At 48.9% G+C, this 17,280-nt stretch carries 16 protein-coding genes; 7 read left to right on the forward strand and 9 right to left on the reverse strand.

Annotated elements, in window-relative coordinates:
• Nucleotides 1-51 precede the first annotated feature (51 nt).
• The 4 genes from ACXIT9_RS13655 to smc form a co-directional block, all read right to left on the reverse strand.
• Nucleotides 52-510 carry a hypothetical protein gene (locus ACXIT9_RS13655; RefSeq protein ID WP_009054920.1) on the reverse strand — a complete coding sequence of 153 codons (459 nt, stop codon included), beginning with the start codon at nt 508-510 and terminating at the stop codon, nt 52-54.
• 141 nt (nt 511-651) lie between these two features.
• Nucleotides 652-1,668 (reverse strand): 1-acyl-sn-glycerol-3-phosphate acyltransferase, encoded by a 1,017-nt coding sequence (locus ACXIT9_RS13660; RefSeq protein ID WP_458056799.1) that lies wholly within the window; start codon nt 1,666-1,668, stop codon nt 652-654.
• Between the two features lie 2 nt (nt 1,669-1,670).
• Nucleotides 1,671-2,591, reverse strand: a complete 921-nt coding sequence (locus tag ACXIT9_RS13665; RefSeq protein WP_458056800.1) for a bile acid:sodium symporter family protein — start codon at nt 2,589-2,591, stop codon at nt 1,671-1,673.
• Nucleotides 2,592-2,594: 3 nt separating this feature from the next.
• Nucleotides 2,595-6,134, reverse strand: a complete 3,540-nt coding sequence (smc, locus tag ACXIT9_RS13670) for a chromosome segregation protein SMC (RefSeq protein ID WP_458056801.1) — start codon at nt 6,132-6,134, stop codon at nt 2,595-2,597.
• A 217-nt stretch (nt 6,135-6,351) separates the two neighbouring features.
• On the opposite strand from smc, the gene ACXIT9_RS13675 reads away from it, so the two are divergent.
• The 7 genes from ACXIT9_RS13675 to ACXIT9_RS13705 all read left to right on the forward strand — a co-directional run bounded on the left by ACXIT9_RS13675 (nt 6,352) and on the right by ACXIT9_RS13705 (nt 12,361).
• On the forward strand, nt 6,352-7,545 hold the full coding sequence (locus ACXIT9_RS13675; protein WP_458056802.1) for a DUF4221 family protein: 1,194 nt from the start codon (nt 6,352-6,354) through the stop codon (nt 7,543-7,545).
• Nucleotides 7,546-7,735: 190 nt separating this feature from the next.
• Nucleotides 7,736-8,365 carry a hypothetical protein gene (locus ACXIT9_RS13680; protein ID WP_458056803.1) on the forward strand — a complete coding sequence of 210 codons (630 nt, stop codon included), beginning with the start codon at nt 7,736-7,738 and terminating at the stop codon, nt 8,363-8,365.
• Between the two features lie 400 nt (nt 8,366-8,765).
• A complete protein-coding gene (locus ACXIT9_RS13685; RefSeq protein WP_458056804.1) occupies nt 8,766-9,266 on the forward strand; it encodes a QcrA and Rieske domain-containing protein in 501 nt (166 codons plus the stop codon).
• Complete coding sequence (locus tag ACXIT9_RS13690; RefSeq protein WP_458056805.1) at nt 9,263-9,814, forward strand: YceI family protein; 552 nt, start codon at nt 9,263-9,265, stop codon at nt 9,812-9,814. Before ACXIT9_RS13685 ends, ACXIT9_RS13690 begins: the two co-directional genes overlap by 4 nt.
• Nucleotides 9,811-10,680: a DUF5777 family beta-barrel protein gene (locus tag ACXIT9_RS13695; protein WP_458056806.1), complete on the forward strand. Its 870-nt coding sequence runs from the start codon at nt 9,811-9,813 to the stop codon at nt 10,678-10,680. The genes ACXIT9_RS13690 and ACXIT9_RS13695 overlap by 4 nt, the downstream gene beginning before the upstream one ends.
• Nucleotides 10,681-10,735: 55 nt before the next feature.
• On the forward strand, nt 10,736-11,365 hold the full coding sequence (locus ACXIT9_RS13700; protein ID WP_458056807.1) for a hypothetical protein: 630 nt from the start codon (nt 10,736-10,738) through the stop codon (nt 11,363-11,365).
• Nucleotides 11,366-11,377: 12 nt separating this feature from the next.
• Nucleotides 11,378-12,361 (forward strand): helix-turn-helix transcriptional regulator, encoded by a 984-nt coding sequence (locus tag ACXIT9_RS13705; protein WP_458056808.1) that lies wholly within the window; start codon nt 11,378-11,380, stop codon nt 12,359-12,361.
• Nucleotides 12,362-12,419: 58 nt separating this feature from the next.
• On the opposite strand, the gene ACXIT9_RS13710 is transcribed toward ACXIT9_RS13705, so the two are convergent.
• The 5 genes from ACXIT9_RS13710 to ACXIT9_RS13730 all read right to left on the reverse strand — a co-directional run bounded on the left by ACXIT9_RS13710 (nt 12,420) and on the right by ACXIT9_RS13730 (nt 17,278).
• Nucleotides 12,420-13,931, reverse strand: coding sequence for a DUF4301 family protein (locus tag ACXIT9_RS13710; protein ID WP_458056809.1), 1,512 nt, complete (start codon nt 13,929-13,931; stop codon nt 12,420-12,422).
• A 79-nt stretch (nt 13,932-14,010) separates the two neighbouring features.
• Complete coding sequence (locus tag ACXIT9_RS13715) at nt 14,011-14,862, reverse strand: hypothetical protein (RefSeq protein WP_458056810.1); 852 nt, start codon at nt 14,860-14,862, stop codon at nt 14,011-14,013.
• Nucleotides 14,855-15,577 carry a 5-oxoprolinase subunit B family protein gene (locus tag ACXIT9_RS13720; protein ID WP_458056811.1) on the reverse strand — a complete coding sequence of 241 codons (723 nt, stop codon included), beginning with the start codon at nt 15,575-15,577 and terminating at the stop codon, nt 14,855-14,857. The genes ACXIT9_RS13715 and ACXIT9_RS13720 overlap by 8 nt, the downstream gene beginning before the upstream one ends.
• Nucleotides 15,570-16,289: a LamB/YcsF family protein gene (locus tag ACXIT9_RS13725; RefSeq protein WP_458056812.1), complete on the reverse strand. Its 720-nt coding sequence runs from the start codon at nt 16,287-16,289 to the stop codon at nt 15,570-15,572. The genes ACXIT9_RS13720 and ACXIT9_RS13725 overlap by 8 nt, the downstream gene beginning before the upstream one ends.
• An 80-nt stretch (nt 16,290-16,369) precedes the next feature.
• On the reverse strand, nt 16,370-17,278 hold the full coding sequence (locus ACXIT9_RS13730) for a carbohydrate kinase family protein (RefSeq protein ID WP_458056813.1): 909 nt from the start codon (nt 17,276-17,278) through the stop codon (nt 16,370-16,372).
• Nucleotides 17,279-17,280: the final 2 nt, after the last annotated feature.

Here is a 17,280-nt window from a genome sequence, read left to right on the forward strand (position 1 = left end):
GCAAAAAAAAGGGAGCCTAAGCTCCCTTTTTTTACGCTTTTCCTCTTCTTCTTAACCCTGGAAAGGTACAGAAGAGTGGTGCAGGTTAATTTTGATTTTGCCCTCAGCATTTTTGAAAAAGCCGAAGGTAAACTCAACTTTCACCTCAGGACCCATGGGAGGGGTGAAGAAATAGTTGCCCTGAACCAAGCCCTGCTCTCCAATGATAGAAAACTTTAGGTCTTCGAAGCGTACCGCCAACCAAGGATTTACTGCGAAGCCGTGATCTTCCGGGAAGTCAGGATTTCTACCTACGAAATAGGCTAATGCACCTTCATAGGTATTTCTGAACTGAATGTCTTTACACTTGGTGGGCTTAAATAATACCTCACCTTCCGGGTAACCGTAAAGCGTGTCTAGCGCATTTTTCGCACGGGCCGTAGCCTCCTCATGATTGCCTTTCGCCTTACCGATTTCGACTACGGCATTTCCCCATAGCTCTAATGCTGCTAAGATTTCTTCTTTAGTCATTGCGTTTTGGTTTGTTGGTTAACTTTTACTCCATTAACGCAACAATGTTGCAAGGGTTAATAGGGTAATCGTATGAGGTTTTGTATGACATAAAAATGTATACAAGACGTTTAAAAATGAGCGTAACCGTTATTCGACTTCTCATTTAGGCTCGGCTCGCTGTACCAGCAAGAGGCAGGTGCCGATCACTGCATAGCTGGCCGCCCAGTACTGTCCCTGAAATGCCAGATACCAGAGTAAGGCATGCTGTAGGGGGACTAGTACTAAGCCGATACAGAACTTAAAGGTGGCGATAAAGGCGGGATCCGAAATTTTGGGTGCAGCCCAGCGCCAAAACAGGTAAGCAGGAAAGTGCGCCCAGCGATTTAAACGTTTCAGTAGGCTAGGCCCGGAGTTGCCAGGCAGTGTCGCCAAACTTCCTTCGCAGTCGAACTCCAGCCGGGGTAGCCCTTTTCGAACCGCTTCTGGATCACTTAGTTTTACCTTCCGCTTGATTAGCGCTTGGGTGAGTTCTGCATGTTCTTCTTCTGGAATTTGGCTTACCAAAGGCTGTAAAGCAGCTTCTACGGCGCGCAGCAGGTGTAGGGGCTTGCCCAAATAGGGCTGGGCAGGTAGGGCTTCGCCAAAGTAAATGCCTACCTCGCTACCGCTCGCTTGATGGTTGGTATAATTAATCCCTACGGGCAAAATTACCAGATCCAATTCTGGGTCTTCTGCTAAAGCCTGAAAGGCGATGCGCACGAAACCTTTTTTTAAGGGCCGCAGAGAGCGCGTGCTGGCATGATTTCCTTCACCGAAAATGATCATGCAACCGTTTCTGCGCAGTATGTCGACGGATTGCTCGAAGGACTCTTGGTTCTTTTCCATGTTGCGTAAGCCATCCCGAACGCGATAAACGGGGATCATGCGAATAAAGTGGAGTATTTTCGCTACGAAGGACTTTTGAAATACCGAGGCCCGGGTTAAAAAATAAGGATTCAAACGGGTATGGGTGGCCAGCAAGATAGGATCGATGAGGGCATTTTGATGGTTAGCAACCAGTAATACCGCCTTATTTTTCGGGATATGTGCGGTGCCATGTACGCGGATACGGTTGAAATAAACGTTTAATGCGACTTTTACATAGGCTCGGAGTAGGGCGTTAAAGAGGTCTTGCATGCTTATAGGACGGGTTTTTCTGCTGGGGCAGTTGCTTTAAAATGCCAAAAACTGGAAAGCAGAAGGCCGGAAACGAGATGCCAGACTCCCCACCATCCCGCAATGATGGCCATGCCTCCCAATCCTCCAAAATACGTAAAAATTATGCCGAGCGCCAAGCCGGAGTTCTGAATTCCCGTCTCGATGCTTAGGGTGCGCCGCTGCTGTTTGTTTAAACCAAAAGCTGAAGCTAGGCTAAATCCTGCGCTGATAGCCAGTCCATTATGAGCTAATACCCAAAAGAATATGACGCCAATAAACTGTAAAAACAAGGCATAATTTCCAAAAAAGGCAAGTACCACGAAAAGTAAGAAAAGGGCGATGGACAGGGGTTGGAGTACGCGGCTAAGCTGCAGGGCAAGGCGAGGATAGCGGTGCTTGACAGCTGCTCCAGCTAGCAAGGGGACTAGGAGAATCATCGCTATGGTGACAAAGAGCTCTCCTAGTGGCATGTTGAAGCTACGTAACAAGGTAGCGGCAGGAGCATAATGGCCTGCCCAGAACGCAAAGCTCAAAGGAGTCATCACAAAGGAAATAAGCGTGCTAGCAGCCGTGATGGCGATGGAAAGTGCTGTATCTCCCTTTGCCCAGTGGGTCATAAAGTTACTCACATTGCCCCCCGGGCAGGCGGCCACCAAAAACATCCCCAAGGCCACAGAAGGTGGAACCTGCAGCAGCTGCACCAACAGCCAAGTAAGCAGGGGAAGTAGGATCCATTGCGAAATCAGGCCTAGAAAAAAGGCTTTGGGCTGCTGCCGAATGGCCCGAAAGTCTGCCCAATTTAAGTTTAGCGCGATGCCAAACATGATGATGGCCAAGGCGACCTGCAACAGGTATATGCCCGTATGGCTGAAGTTTAATGTACTGCTATCTAATGCTTCCATGGCTTAGGCTAAGGCACGTAAATCCACCGGCACCACACGGGATACGCCGGCTTCGATCATAGTGATGCCATAAATCACATCGGTGCTGGCCATGGTGCGCTTGTTGTGGGTGACAATAATAAATTGAGACTCCGAAGAAAAGGTCTTAATGATCTGATTAAACTTATCGATATTCGCATCATCTAGGGGTGCGTCTACCTCATCGAAGATACAGAAAGGGGCGGGCTTTAATAGGTATATCGCAAATAACAAGGAGGTGGCCGTAAGCGTTTTTTCACCCCCTGAAAGCTGGTTGATGGTCAGTGGGCGCTTTCCCTTCGGCTTGGCCATGATCTCGATGGCGCTCTCCAGTGGGTTCGTAGGATCTACCAGCTTCAAGTCACAATCATCCTCCTCCGTGAAAAGGGAGCGGAAAACTTTGATGAAGTTGCTCTTAATTTTTTCGAAAGCGTCTAAGAAAGTTTCCCGCACCACTTGATCGATTTCACCTATCGTTTTTACCAAGCTATTTTTAGCGTCTATAAGGTCCGCTTTTTGTTCCAAAATAAAGGTATGACGTTCCTTAATTTCATCATAGGCTTCCATCGCCATGGGATTTATAGGTCCCATTTTTTCCAACTTTTCTTTTTGCTGCTGCAGGGCCCTACGAAGCGCCTCCGGGCTCTCTTCTCTATACGCTTCGGCTACTTCGGGATCTTCTTCCATTAGCGCATCTAAATCCAGCTCAAATTCCACACTTAGGCGCTCGCGCAAACTGTGCATACGCATGTTCAGGTCCGTAGCCGCTTGTTGTAGCTCCTGCAACAAGGTTTGGAACTGTTCTTTTTGGCGCTGGAGCAAGCGCACTTCCTTCTCTTGTTCATCGATGGCACCCCGTGCGGCGTAGTAACTCTGTTCCGACTCAGTCAATCCGGACTCGATGGCTTCTTTTTCCTCGTAGAGGGCGAAAAGCTCCTCGTCTTTCACTTCATTATTTCCTAATAAGTTTCTGATTTCCTGGTCTAAACCACTCAGTTCTTGTTGTGCAACTTGAATCCGTTCGGCGCTGCTTTCGAAGGCTTTTTGTTTGAAATCAATCTCTTGTTCTAGGCTATTCACACGGTTTTGTCCCTGATGAAAGCGGATGTTGGCCTCATTATAGGCAGCAGACCTTTGCGCCAGCGCCTCATTCAGCACCTGTAGCTCCTCTTGTACCTGTTCTGCCTCTTCCTGGAGGATGAGAAGCCTTTCCCGTGCTTCTAACAGGTCGGGTTCAAGTACACTGAGCGCGTCCAGCAGTTCTTCTACTCGCTGCTCGATGTCCTCTCGTTTGTTGGCATTAGTAGTAAGAAGCTCGGCGAGCTGTTCCTTTTTCGTGCGGATGGCGATATAGGCCTGGCGTGTTTGATCTACTTCTTGGCGGGCCGTATCGATGGCGGGCTTCACCTGTTGGGCGCGTAATTTGAGGATCTCGCTGGTTTTATCTTCTAATTTATTTCGCGTATAGCTGATGGTTTTTTGTAGCTGCTTGATTGTTTCTTCTAGCTTTTCGAGATTTTTCGCTCGACCGAGGCGCTTGCCTTCAAAAAGCCCCACGGAGCCTCCGGAAATGCTAAAAGGGCGGCGGATGATTTTGCCGCTCGCGGCTAAAAAGACATGTCCCTCACGCTCTGGAAAATCTCGAAAGTCACCCTCTACCACATACACATTATCGAGCAAAAATGCGATCAGGCGGCGGTATTTCGAGTCATAGTCCACGATGCTTACGGCAGGACGTGCATTCGGAAATAGCTGCTCCTGCCGGGGCATGTACTGCTGAAACTCGTCTAAAATAAAAAAATTGGCCTTACCTCGGGAGGCATCACTGAGCATATTCACGGCTGAAAGGGCCTGCTCACGGGTTTCGACTACGTAGTAGTTCATGTAGCTCTCCAAATAATTTTCGATCACTACGCGGTAATTTTCGGCTGTCGTCAGCACATCGGAAAGCAGGGGGGTGTCCTTTCCCCAAGAGGCGTTTTTTTTTAGAAACTTGATCGCCTCGGGAAAACCTTCTAGGTTATCGACAAGTGACTTGGTAAGGTTAAACTCGTTTTGTTTGGCGTCTAGCTTCCTATTGAGCTGCACAAGTTCGTCTTTTATGAGCTGGGCGACCTTTTCGGTTTCCTCGATATCTTGTTCGAGTTTAAGCTGCTTAGCGCTGAGGCGCTCCACTTCGGTTTCCTGCTGCTGGAGCTTGTCAAGTAGCTCGGCGGCCTTATCTTCGAACTCCTGTAAGTGATGCTCCTGCTGGTAGTCTGCCGTCGTCGTCTTCTCTAGCTCCTGCTTCAGCGTGGAGAGCTGAATCTGCTTGATTTCCTGTTCTTTCGCCAGCTGATAGACCCGTTCTTTTGCTTGCGCAAAGCGCTCTTGCTTGATTTTCTGCTCTTCTTGAAATTGCCGCACACGTTCTTTTTTGCTCTCGTAAATGGCTTTCAGTTCCTCCATTTCGATTTCCTGCTCGCGGAACCGTTTTTCAGTGCTTTCCAGCTCCTGCTCTAGGGAGCGAATGCTAAACCCTGCCCGATCATTCGACTTACGGTCTTGGTCGAGGCTATCGCGCAGCTTTTGGGAGCGGTCCTCCAAGAAACGCAGCCGCTCATTCTTGATTTTTTTCTCGCTTTCAAACTGTCGGATCTTATTGACCTGCTCGTTGAGCGTCTTTTGGCGCGAGGAAAGGAGTTTTTCCTTTTGTAGCAAACCGGCCTTGGCTTCCTCTATGCCCGCCTCCAGGAGGTTGATGCGGCTTTGGATGCTCCCTTGCTCGTCTTGTTTCTGGGTGATTTGGGCCTGTAGGCCCAATAAATCCTCTCGAAAAGCCGCTACAGAACGCTTCGCCAAATTGATGCTGATTTCCTTATAGGTATCCTTCAGCTGGAAATATTTTTCAGCTTGCTTGGCCTGTTTTTCCAGGCTTTTCAAGTTTTTTTCGATCTCGTAGAGGACATCTTCTACACGTTCCAAGTCTGCATCGGTGTCGCTGAGTTTTTTTAGCGACTCCCGCTTACGGGTTTTAAATTTAGAAATCCCCGCGGCCTCCTCGAAAAGTTCACGCCGTGAATTGTTTTTATCGTTCAGCAGCTCATCGATCATCTTCAGCTCGATAATGGCGTAGCTGTTCGAGTTGATGCCTGTATCCATGAACAGGTTAGTGATGTCTTTTAGGCGGCAGGTAACGCCATTAATTAAATATTCGGATTCCCCAGACCGGTAGTAGCGGCGGGTGATGGTGACATGTGTATATTCTGTAGGAAGTAAATTGCGCGTATTCTCGAAGGTTAGGCTAACCTCGGCCAGGTTCGTGGGCTTGCGGTTTTTCGTACCATTAAAAATCACATTTTCCATTTTATCCGAGCGTAGCATGCGGGATTTTTGCTCTCCCAGCACCCAGCGGATTGCATCCACGACGTTGGATTTGCCACAGCCGTTCGGGCCCACGACACCGGTGATGCCTTTGTCAAAATGGATGACCATGCGGTCACCGAAACTTTTAAAGCCTTTAATTTCTAATTTACTTAGGAGCATGCCGTCATTCTCTGTGCATAAAAGGCAAAAGTAACCAAATTTTCGTATTTAGTCTGTTTGTAGGCGGTTCATGCCAGACTTTGCAAGGGGCTTTGTGTGGAAAACTTGAATCACATCCACATGTTAAAGCGAGCCTTTCTATAAAAAGCTGTTGTTATTATCTTTTTAAAGGTTTATTTTTCAAAACTTATTTTAACATACCTTTAAAATTCACAAGATGAAATTTTCTACGTACCAGAAGCGAAGTACTTTAGCCTCTTATATCTTCGGGATGCTTCCCTTGGCTTTTTTAGGCTACGCATGTGGTGGTTCCGACTCCTCAGATGCGAATGGCTTAGATGACTTCACACTTGCTATCGATACTGTTTTCGTAGACAGCGGTGATGAGTTTTTGCTTTCTCCAAAGTTAGGCATGAGCTACGATTTTTCTCATGATGGAGCTGAAATGGTATATTATGATTTTCAAACGCGCACTTTGGAAGTTATCTCCTTAAAAGACATGCGCCTCGTCAGCAAGAAGACTCAAGATGGAGATGGCCCGAACAGCTTGGGTTTTGTTAACTTTCTTGGCGCGGTTTCAGAGGGTATTTACTACACGACTGCTACCTACCAGCCTTTTCGCTTTTTAAACGTGGGCACCGGCGAGGTGGAGAAGCAGATCCGTTCTCTTGAGGAGAGTTTCGAGCTGGAAAATTGGGAAGAAAATTTGTTCTTCAACCCCGCGGTGAGCTTTGAGAAAAATGGACAGGTCGCTTGGTCTTTTTCGGGAAAAAGGAGGTCTTTTATGCCCAGTCATCTCACACGTATGGATGTACAAAAGGAGCAGTTGAAAGCTATCCCCATCGAAGCTCTGGCGGAATATGGAGCCTATAGTCTTTCCTTTAGCACAGAGAGTTCCAGTACGGCCCGCACCCCGGGGTTTCATGTTTTACCTATATCAGGTGGCGTGCTTATCGGGAATACGATCGATGCTGATATGTGGCGCTATGACGTTGAAAACGACACCTTGTATAAGCTACCCGTACCTGAAAGTAGGTTCCAGCAGTCCATACAGAAAAAACCGCCGGTGACAGAAGTAGAAAGTATGGAGCGCTTTCAGGAGTTGAGTAAAGACCTCGCCCAAAACTGGTATTTAGGGGACTTCATCGCTGATGCAAAAGTAAACAAAATGTATCGCCTGGCCCGCCGAAGTGTGTCCAAACAGCTCGAAGAGGAGGATGCTTCCAAAGTAGAGATGGAGATGGCCTTACTTGTTTTTGATTTGGAAAGCTTTCGCCTATTAGGAGAAGTAGAGATCGGCAAGGTGGAAGATTATGCCAGCACGGGCCCCTTTTATGAGGGTGCGATCCATCTGCCGATTAACCGGGATGATGAGCTGGGTTTTGTACGGATCCGCGTAGCTAAAAAGTAAAGGGTATGCCTTGGGCCTCGGCCCAAAGGAGAACAAGCGCTTTTCGGTTTGATTTTCGAGCTGGAAGGCGCTTTTTTTGGATACGTGTGGCGGCCTTTTCCTTCAAATATACTATATTCGATCTTGAGTACAGCCGAAAAGAACTTCTACGGACAGCCTCCGTAAGAAATGCTAAACCCTTTTTACTCCCATGGACGCAGGAAATATTTTATACATCATCGCCATCATTATCTATTTTATCTATTCCGCCGTCACAGCTGGAAAAAAGAAGCAAGCAGAACGTGAACAGGAAGCACGTGATGCGGAAGAACTAGGTAGAGAGCAGGAGGGGCCCAAGCAGAAAACAGGTTCTTTTGAGGATATGCTGCGCGAAATCCGTCGTGCACAACAAGGGGCGGAACGAGACTTGGAAAGGAGTGGCCAAGGACGCCGCGCGGCTGATTTCGAAGAGGAAGAGGAGGACGATTACGAACCACTTCCTACTAAACGTGAAGTGTCGGAGGAGACGCGCAGGGCGCAAAAGGAGCCAAGCAGCCGGGCCTTTCGGTCTACAGGGGAGGAGCCCTATCAGCGCCAAGGACAGAAAAAGTTTGGAGATTTCGAAGGCCTTCTGAGCCCCGCAGAAAGCAAAAAGCTAAAAACGCTCGACGAACAAGTCGATATAGACAAGCCTGTGGAGCGCCTAGGAGTGGGGGTTACCCAAATCGAAACGGAGGAAAAATCCAAAGGGACTAATCGATATAAAAAGATGCTGCGAGATCCGAAAACAGCGAAAGATGCCGTTATACTGGCCGAAATTCTCAACCGTAAGCATTTTTAACACATGCCCGCCATATGCAGACGAAGCAGTCTCGATGGCCAGTCGCTTACAGTTTTTACAGCTTTCGAGAAAAAGAAAGCAAACGAAACCATTTTTAAGCCAAAAAGAAAGTAAAAGAAACAAAACGAAAGCAAACGAACAGGAATACGAAAGAAAAAGAAAGGAATCGAAAGCTGTTTGGGTAGCGCAAGGAAAGATCGACCACGCAGCATGCTGCGTGGTCTTATTTTTTTAATCCCAAAAACTTTATATACACCTGTAGCAGCTACTTATGTACAATTTTGTGAATCTAATGGCATACTGTCCATTTTAGCAAAGAAATTTTGGGATTTATGCTGTTGGTAAAAGGTAAACTACTTCATCGACCAATCGCGTATATGTTTACTCTTAATGCTATTCCATGAAAAATTCATCTTCCCCCACGGTTTTAAAGTCTGGCACGCTCAGCGAGCAGCGTAGAAATTTTATCAAAAAAACAGGCGCACTCAGCGTAATGGCGCTCTTTGGTACTCACTTCTTTACCGCTTGCAGCAGTGATGACGCAGAACCGGCACTTATTGACAATGGCAGTAATGGCCCGGTCACCGTTACAGCCAATGGTCTCACGATTGACATCTCTCGCGTCCCTGCGCTCCAGGCAGCTGGCGGCTGGGCGGTGATCAGTCAGCGCGATGTTATCGTTATTAATTTAGGAAACAACACGTTTTCTACCGTTACGGCTGTATGTACGCACCAAGGATGTAACAACAGATGGTCCTTCGGAAATGATACCCTCCGCTGCGCCTGTCATGGTTCAGAGTTTTCATCTACCGGAGCATTACGTAGTGGCCCTGCTCGATCCGATCTGAGGAGTTTTTCCAACAACTTTGCAGAAGGCATCTTAACCATCACCTTATCATGATGCGATGGTATGGGGTCCTATTCCTACTTCTCTTAATAGGCTTATCCGAAAAGAGCATCGCCCAAGGTTTCCAAACCGAGAAAGGGGATGTCGTGTTCCTTTCCAAAGCTTCCCTCCGAGATTTTGAAGGAAAAAGCAGTCAGCTGCATGGCCTAGTGGATCTGGACAAAAACCTCTTGGACTTTTACTTGGATCTAAATACCCTGAAAACGGGAATCAGCCTGCGGGACCGACACATGCGCGATAATTACTTGGAGACAAAAAAATATCCTTTCGCCGAATTTACAGGAAAAATAAAGGAGGACATCAAGGAATTGCCCGTAGGGCAAAGCAAAAAAGTGACAGCGAAGGGGAAGTTTAAAATCCATGGTGTGGAGCGTGAAATAGAGGTCCCTGGGCAGCTTAAACGCATCTCTAACTCAGAAATGGAGCTGGAAGCCGAATTTCGTGTACTCCTCAGCGATCATAAAATAAGTATTCCTACTGTAGTTTTCTACGAACTCGCCGAGGAACAAATTGTGCAAATCAAAGCCAAACTAAAGAAATGAGAAAATTCGCCCTTTTGCTTGCCTTATCCCTGGGAATAGTGGGTACGACGTCCGCCCAACTGGAACGCAAGCTGGCCACTGTGTCCGAAGAGGTGGAAAATACCTTCCATGCGCCTCGGCACATCAACTTAATGACGGTGGAGCCACTGGCGGCCAAAACCCTGCATTTTGCGATTATGCACACCTTTGGGACGATCGACGGAGGAATTCAGGAGCTTTTTGGCTTGGATAATGGAGCCAACATAATGTTTAGCTTTGAATATGCCTGGAACAGAAAATTTAGCATTGGCGCCGCGCGCCAAAGCCGAGACCGCATCTACAGTCTCTACGGCCGCTACCACCTACTCACTCAAAAAGCAGACAACAGCATGCCCGTTTCCGTATCTTTTATGGGAAATGTAGGCGTGAACTCCTCTCCTTATGGGTTTTTAATCGAAGGACCTCCTTCTTTGCAGCAGCGCACTTCCTATGCGGGGCAGGTTATGGTTGCACGCAAGTTTTCGGATAAGCTTAGCGTCCAACTTAGCCCTATGCTCGCCTATTTCCATGATCCGCTGCAGGTCTTTGCCATCGAAGGCGATCAGGAGCTTTATCTGGCACTGGGCGTTTCTGCTCTTTATAAGTTGTCCAAAGTAGCTTCTCTAACCTTCCAGTATATTCCAAACCTCAATAATGACTTACGTAATAATGTTGGGGTAGGAATCGATTTAGAGGCTGGTGGCCATGTGTTTCAAATGTACTTTGTCACCTCACAGCTGCTGAATGAGCAGTACCTCCTTGCCGGTGGAAATGGAGTCCCCGGCGAGCAGTTTCGGATTGGCTTTAATGTGAATAGGGTATTTGCCAAAGGCTTAAATAAAAAGTAAGCTCGCGCCAGGGCGCAAAAAATTAAGGGGTTTTGTGTATTTTTGGAAAAAGACCATGATGCACAAAACTCCTTTTTTACTTTTCATCCTGCTTGCCAGCCTCTGCCTCCTGTCAGCATGTGGCTCCTCCACAGAAAAGACCCGCACGCTGACTGTGCTAGCGGCAGCAGAAGAAGCCCTTTCTGGTTTTCCAATAGCGGTTTCCGTCAATATTAATGGAAAAATGGAACAGCGTGAGGCGCTTACGCAGCTTCTGGAATCGGAGGCACTAAAACGCTTTGAGCCCCTGCTCACCTTCGAAAACATGTACCAGGAAGGAGAAGAAGGGGCACGACAGTTAGTGCTCAGCCTTAGTTATCGTTTTTTAGTTCAGGAGATGGCAGAGCTAGCAGCTATTACGCAAACCTTAACGGACTTCGGAGGATTAACAACTTACGTCAATTCCAGCGGTGTTTACGTGCCAGCAGAAGTGCGCGAGGAGATTCAGGAACGTTTATTTTTAGAAGCAGCCCAAAAAGGGGAGGAGCAGATCGCCCGTTTGGCCAAAGCTCAAAACCTACAGTTTAAGCTCTTGGCGACAGAAGAGGTGGAAGATTCCTATCAGCTAGGCGGCTTTCATTTGGATGGCATCGCCTACTCGGGTAAAGCACAGACCCGCGTAAAGGTTACCGCAGCACTCTACTAACATTTTCGATTTATGGCTAAAACACCTAGTGTTGAGCAGCAAAAAATGCTTCGTGTTCTCCAGCTTATCGTTCTCCTGCAGGGACCGGTGGGAAAGCCGATCCATAAGTTGGCTGAAGGTATCGGCGTAGAGGAGCGTACCCTGTACCGCTACCTTAAATTGCTGGAGGCGATCGGGTTCCGGATTATCAAGCAGTTCGGAAAATACCGCATTGAGGAGCCTTTGGCCCTTGTGAAAGGGGCCGAGACACAGTTCAGTGGGGATGAAATGGAGCTGCTACGTGCCGCGATCAAGCAGCATGTGCCCGATGCTGAGCAGCGTAAGCTCCTTCTAGCAAAGCTACAGCTGGAGCTGGACACCGTAAAAAGCGCGAAACTGCTGCTGCAGGCAGATTACGGTAAAAAAATGGACCTGCTCAGCAGCTGCATGCGCCGGGGGGTACGCGCTAAGTTAGAAGATTATTATTCCATCAACAGTGACTCGCTCAGCGATCGGATCGTAGAGCCTGTTTGTTTTACGCGGCCTTTCGACTCGATTTATGCCTTGGACACGGTGGATAAACGAATGAAACTTTTTAAGTTGGAGCGAATCACGCATGTCCGTGTACTTGAAGAGGAGATGGAGTTCCAGTCCTTACACGAGCGCTTAGAAGAAGGCATTTTTGGGTTTATCGGCAAGGGAGCGCTTCCGGTGGATTTGCGCCTTTCGGCGCGCGCATGCCAGCTCTTACAGGAAGAAAATCCCAGCGTCTGGCCTTATTTAAACAGACAAAAGGATGGGTCGGGGACCCTGATACTAGAAGTGCCCGACTTCCGCGGTATTGGACGCTTTATTTTAGGCTTGCCAGGAGAAATCACCGTTCTAGGTGGAGAAGAGCTGATCGCCTATTTAGCTGAAAAAGTTGGTAGTTGGCACTTCGTGCAAGGGGATGGGCTCAGCCAAAAAGGGGACAAGCCGGCACGCAGGAAAAAAAGCGCTACTAAGCCAAAAAAATAAACAGCAGGCTGCATACACCTAAAAAGTGTCTACAGCCTGCTGTTTCTTCGCTTACACCCTACTGATGCTCTTCACGAAGCAGATCGTTGACCGTCTTCACGGGATTAAACGTAAGGATGGGTACCTCCACGAATAGGGTGTTCCAGCCTGCCATCGCTCCGTTCCAAAGGCCTGGCAATTCCTGAGCTTTTAGCACTTTGCCCGACTTAGATTTTTCTGTGATGAATCCCGTCTGTTCATCCCGAAAAGCCAATAAATCAAAGGGCTTGCCGGTATAATCTTTCGTAGCGCAAACTAAGTCTACCGGGTTAAAGTGGGAGGCCGTCTGAACGATCTCTTGCTGCGCGGGGTCACTTAAATCAATTTGGGCAGTCTCGGCGATCTGAAGGGACAGTGTGCCGTCGGCATCTTCTACCCAGAATGGGCCCCCACCGGGCTCTCCTGTATTTTTTACCATCCCACAGGCGCGAAGTGGCCGGTTGAGCTTTCGCTGCACATACGCCACGCGCTCTTCGAAGCTCCACTCGTAATAGCGGGGGCTCAACTTACAGCCCAACTTATCCTCTAGGAGTGCTTCGGCACGAAGCAAAAGTGCTTGATCGCAGCCCTTTTCCAGTTGATGCAAGAGCTCAAAAACCTGCTCCTGTGCTTGTAATAAGACTCCTGCCAGCGCTTGCTTGTACGTTTTCGTGGTGGGCTTTAAGTGGTCCGGTACCACATTATCGATATTTTTGATAAAGATAATATCTGCTTGAATATCGTTCAAATTCTCCAGGAGTGCTCCATGTCCTGCAGGGCGAAATAAAATGCTGCCATCTTCTTCTAGGAAGGGTTCATTATCGGCCGTGACCGCTATGGTATCCGTAGCTTTTTTCTGGGTGGAGAAGCTTACATGGATTTCTACTCCATAGTGCGCTTCGAGCGCCGGTCGGACCTGTTCTGTCAAGAGCTCGAAACGTTCTTGATGTTCTGGAGAGACGGTAAAATGCAGCCGCACACGTCCATCTTTACCTCGGGCATATTGGATGCCTTCGATAAAATGCTCTTGGGCTGCCGTACGAATTTCATCTGTATAGCGGTGGAACTGGAGTAGCCCTTTGGGCAAAGCCCCATAACCAAGTCCATGTTCTTCCAGTAGGGCGGAAACGATCGTTTTATAGTCCTTTTTCGCTAAAACTTCTTCTAGTGGCTTGCCTAAAGCAGCCAAAGCCTTCTTTAATGCCTCATAAAAGGCGAATTTATCCAAGTGCTGGATAAACTTTTGGGTAAAAGCATCCTTTTCGAGTAGACCATCCCCCTCTAAAAAAGCAAACAAGTCCTTAAACATCCGGCTAGCGGCACCGGAAGCCGGCACAAACTTCACTAAATCTAACTGCGCCGCGCGTTTTTCATAATACGCCACGGTCGCTTGCAACTGCTCTTCGTCTAATTTGGTGATGCCGGCACCCAAGGTGGCAGCCTTTACGATCGGTAAAAACGGAAAGCCCTCTTCGAAATGCTGTATTTGTTTCTCGGCAAGTTGTGGATCCATCCCCTGAGCGGCGATTTTTTCCTTCAAATTCTCTGTCATGATGCGTGAAATTTGTTGAATAGGTGTGAAAAAAGAGCTGTCTATTATGAAAATTTAAATTACAAAAATCTCCTGCCGCTCAAAAGCTTTTTTTTGGATTAAGTGAAAAAATAAACGTTTGCGCTGCTGCTAGACGGTAGAGGGCATGCCGGCTCTGTTCCGGGACGTATAAAATCCGCGGATAGCCTCCCGTCACTTGCGCATCGGGTCCGAGTAAAATCAAGTCGCCTGAAGGCGTCCACTGTAGCGTACCGGGTTCTGTGGGACTGCTTAATAAGGAGTGTGCATGCGGCCTTAGGTTGCCCACAAAACCTTGCCCCATCCGATGGAAGGCTTGTGCAGCTAGCTGAAAAGGCTTCCCCAAAAGGCGGTTCACACTGCCAGCGTCTAATAAATGAAAATCAGGGCCCTCCACTACGGGAAGTACATAGGGCGTTTTGCGAATAGGAAAAAAGGGTAGCTTTACCCGGGCATGTAAGCAGGGAGCTTGGTATTTTGGCCCGAGAGCCAATGTTGTCTTCTGGCCCAAACGACGTGTGGCGGTGGGAGATTCTTCTGGACTTAAACTTCGGTCAAAAACCAAATAACCGAAATAACTCGCTTTGAGGGTTGGGACTTTCAGTCTTTCGCCGGCTGCTAAGGAAAAAAATTGACCTGCTGACGCGCTTCCTTCGCCCACTTGAAACTGGAAGTTTGTATCAGGGGTCCAAAGTAGTCCTTGTAATGCGCAGGGGGCTTCCAGCTGCAAGCCGCCTAGAAAGAATTCCAGCACAGCTGCATCCTCAGGGAGTCCGAGTAACCTTCGCATCGAGGCAGCGATGTTAGGCTCCATGGGTCCTCCTAGGGGCCAGCCCACACCGAGATGTTCCCAATTAGGAAGCCACTGCAGGCTTGTAAATGGGCCTGCGTGAAGGAGTTTTAGCCTATCCATAGCGATTTTGAATTAGGGTCAAGGTAGCCTTTTCTTGCTGTATGTTCTGATGCTCTGTTTGGTTGATTGGATGGAAGCGCAGGTGATCACCTGCCTGCATAAGGGGTTCTTTACCGTATGGGGGCAGCAGGGCGATTGGGCAGTGGGCGATTTGCCACCAGCCTCCCGGACTTTCGCTGGGATAAATACCCGTCTGCTCTCCGCCGATGCCACAGGTACCAGCGGGGAGGCGCCGAGTAGGTCGGTCTTTTCGGGGCAAATGCAAGCGGCTATCCAGCCCGCCCAAATAATAAAAACCCGGCATAAATCCTTGAAAATAAACAGTGTAGAGGGTTTGGCTGTGTAGCGTAATAAAGGCCTCTGGCTCCAAGTTAAGGGTAGCACAAACTTCAGGTAAATCAGGTGCGAAAGTGGGCGCATAACAAAGTGGAACCACCCAGGTCCTTTGACTGTAGGCCAGGGGATTGATACGCTGCCATAGAGGAGATTCAGCATCCATAACGCTTTCGAGGGCCTGCTCTAGCGCGGCGTCAGGAGGGTGTAAAATACTAAGAATGTGATAAGTATGACGAATTATAGCCTTGGGATAGGCCACTTGGAGGTACTGCCGCAGACCGCGTAAGGTCTCTAGTTGCTCGGAACATATTTTCGCAGGCCAGTGCAGCTCTACATGGCCGGGGCGATAGCGAAAGTATCTTTGGGCCGGCTTAGGCATCGCGAAACTGGGCTGCGGTTCGCGCAAAATGTAAGACCAAGGGATGGTCTCCGTGTAGGCATAGTGTGTCGAACTGTACGGCCAGGACCATTCCCGAAAGGGTCCGAATTTTCCCCGAGCGCAATCCGTTCAGCCGTTGTTCGATTCCCTGCACATCTTGTAACAAGGCCTGCGGGTGGCAACGCGGCAACAGCTTGCCGTCTGCGGCATAGTGGCGATCCAAAAAACCTTCGCGCAGGTAATCCACATGGTGCGCTTGGGCCAGGCGGAATAGGTCTCCCTGTGGTGGCCCAAAAATTAAAATCCCAGGATGATTTTCTTGCAGCCAGTGGACAAAAGTTTCGGCAAGAAGCGGGCTAAAGGCCACGTCATGATACAGAGCACCATGCAGCTTGATATGGTGTAAGGGAGCCCTTTCTGCTGCCAGCCAAGTCATAAAATGCCCCATCTGCTCGTCTAAAAGTGCTACTAATGCCCGAGAATCGATACTTTGCGAGCGCCTTCCGAAATGCGCGCGGTCTGGATAGCCCGGATGTGCTCCGATGCTCACCCCGTGCGTGAGGGCTTCACGTATCGCGAATCGGGCGGCAGTCTCATCACCTGCATGCGCCCCACAGGAAATGTTTGCAAAATCCAGGAAGGGCATCAGTTGGGCATCATTTGCCAGCCCTTCCCCCATGTCACAATTCAATTTTATCGCTCCCTGCTTCATACCTATATAAGTAGAATATAGCCTAAAAAATTCCCTGCCCGGCAGAAAGGATCCAAGCACTTTTCTTTGGCGCACTGCGCTTAGGCTAAGGAAACTTTTTCGGGCATAGGACCGTCAATAGAAAGCTTGAGCGCCGCCATTTTTCCGCCACTGCGCAAGGCTTCCGCTGCTGTAGCACCTTGTAGATAAGCGCTTAGGAAGCCTGACCAGAAGGCATCGCCTGCCCCAGTGGCTTCCCCTAAAATTTGGACAGGCTCGGCGGGCACCTGCACATCTTCCTGCGCATTTACAAGGCGGCTGCCAGCACTTCCTTTGGTAAAGCATACCAGACCTGCTCCCCAGTGAAGCAGTTGAGCGATCGCCTCTTCCTCTTGGATCGCCTCTCCGAAAAGACGTCGGCAGTCGTCTAGGCTTACCTTCACCCAGGCGCCTAAGTGGCACCAGTGCTCCACGAGTTGCTGGGCTTCTTGTCGGTCCGGCCAGATGCTGGGGGCGTAATTCATGTCTAAACTGATCGGCACCTTATGTGCATGCGCGACTTCAGCAGCCCGTTTTAAGGTGGCTCTCGCCGGCGCTAAGCTTAGCGCAAAGCATGTGGTATGAAAAAGACCAGCTCCCTGTAGTGCATCGTAAGGAAAATCCTTCGCTTCGAGTGCAGCATCGGCACCGCGGTAGGCGATAAAATCGGGAGTCTCATGGCTGCGGGAAAGGAGGACCATACTTGTCGGCGCCTGTTTGATACGCTGCACATGCTTCGTTCCCACACGTAGTCGCTCTGCTTCATGCACGAGATAATCACCGAGGCCATCTTGACCCACGGCGGCCACCAGCTGCACGGAATGTCCGAGGCGACTCAGGTTAGCGGCTAAATTCGCGGGGGATCCACCCGCATACCGCCGGAAGGTATGCGTTCGAAAGAGCGAATCCCGTATTTCTTGTCCGATCAGGTCGACCAGGAGCTCACCGGCGATCCATAAGGTTTTTTTCATGA

The sequence above is a fragment of the Nitritalea sp. genome (genome assembly GCF_054166705.1).

Excerpts from the sequence above, each read along its gene's own strand:
- ACXIT9_RS13655 (WP_009054920.1), bottom strand. The coding sequence starts at position 510 with ATGACTAAAGAAGAAATCTTAGCAGCATTAGAGCTATGGGGAAATGCC.
- ACXIT9_RS13660 (WP_458056799.1), bottom strand. The coding sequence starts at position 1,668 with ATGCAAGACCTCTTTAACGCCCTACTCCGAGCCTATGTAAAAGTCGCA.
- ACXIT9_RS13665 (WP_458056800.1), bottom strand. The coding sequence starts at position 2,591 with ATGGAAGCATTAGATAGCAGTACATTAAACTTCAGCCATACGGGCATA.
- smc (WP_458056801.1), bottom strand. The coding sequence starts at position 6,134 with ATGCTCCTAAGTAAATTAGAAATTAAAGGCTTTAAAAGTTTCGGTGAC.
- ACXIT9_RS13675 (WP_458056802.1), top strand. The coding sequence starts at position 6,352 with ATGAAATTTTCTACGTACCAGAAGCGAAGTACTTTAGCCTCTTATATC.
- ACXIT9_RS13680 (WP_458056803.1), top strand. The coding sequence starts at position 7,736 with ATGGACGCAGGAAATATTTTATACATCATCGCCATCATTATCTATTTT.
- ACXIT9_RS13685 (WP_458056804.1), top strand. The coding sequence starts at position 8,766 with ATGAAAAATTCATCTTCCCCCACGGTTTTAAAGTCTGGCACGCTCAGC.
- ACXIT9_RS13690 (WP_458056805.1), top strand. The coding sequence starts at position 9,263 with ATGATGCGATGGTATGGGGTCCTATTCCTACTTCTCTTAATAGGCTTA.
- ACXIT9_RS13695 (WP_458056806.1), top strand. The coding sequence starts at position 9,811 with ATGAGAAAATTCGCCCTTTTGCTTGCCTTATCCCTGGGAATAGTGGGT.
- ACXIT9_RS13700 (WP_458056807.1), top strand. The coding sequence starts at position 10,736 with ATGATGCACAAAACTCCTTTTTTACTTTTCATCCTGCTTGCCAGCCTC.
- ACXIT9_RS13705 (WP_458056808.1), top strand. The coding sequence starts at position 11,378 with ATGGCTAAAACACCTAGTGTTGAGCAGCAAAAAATGCTTCGTGTTCTC.
- ACXIT9_RS13710 (WP_458056809.1), bottom strand. The coding sequence starts at position 13,931 with ATGACAGAGAATTTGAAGGAAAAAATCGCCGCTCAGGGGATGGATCCA.
- ACXIT9_RS13715 (WP_458056810.1), bottom strand. The coding sequence starts at position 14,862 with ATGGATAGGCTAAAACTCCTTCACGCAGGCCCATTTACAAGCCTGCAG.
- ACXIT9_RS13720 (WP_458056811.1), bottom strand. The coding sequence starts at position 15,577 with ATGCCTAAGCCGGCCCAAAGATACTTTCGCTATCGCCCCGGCCATGTA.
- ACXIT9_RS13725 (WP_458056812.1), bottom strand. The coding sequence starts at position 16,289 with ATGAAGCAGGGAGCGATAAAATTGAATTGTGACATGGGGGAAGGGCTG.
- ACXIT9_RS13730 (WP_458056813.1), bottom strand. The coding sequence starts at position 17,278 with ATGAAAAAAACCTTATGGATCGCCGGTGAGCTCCTGGTCGACCTGATC.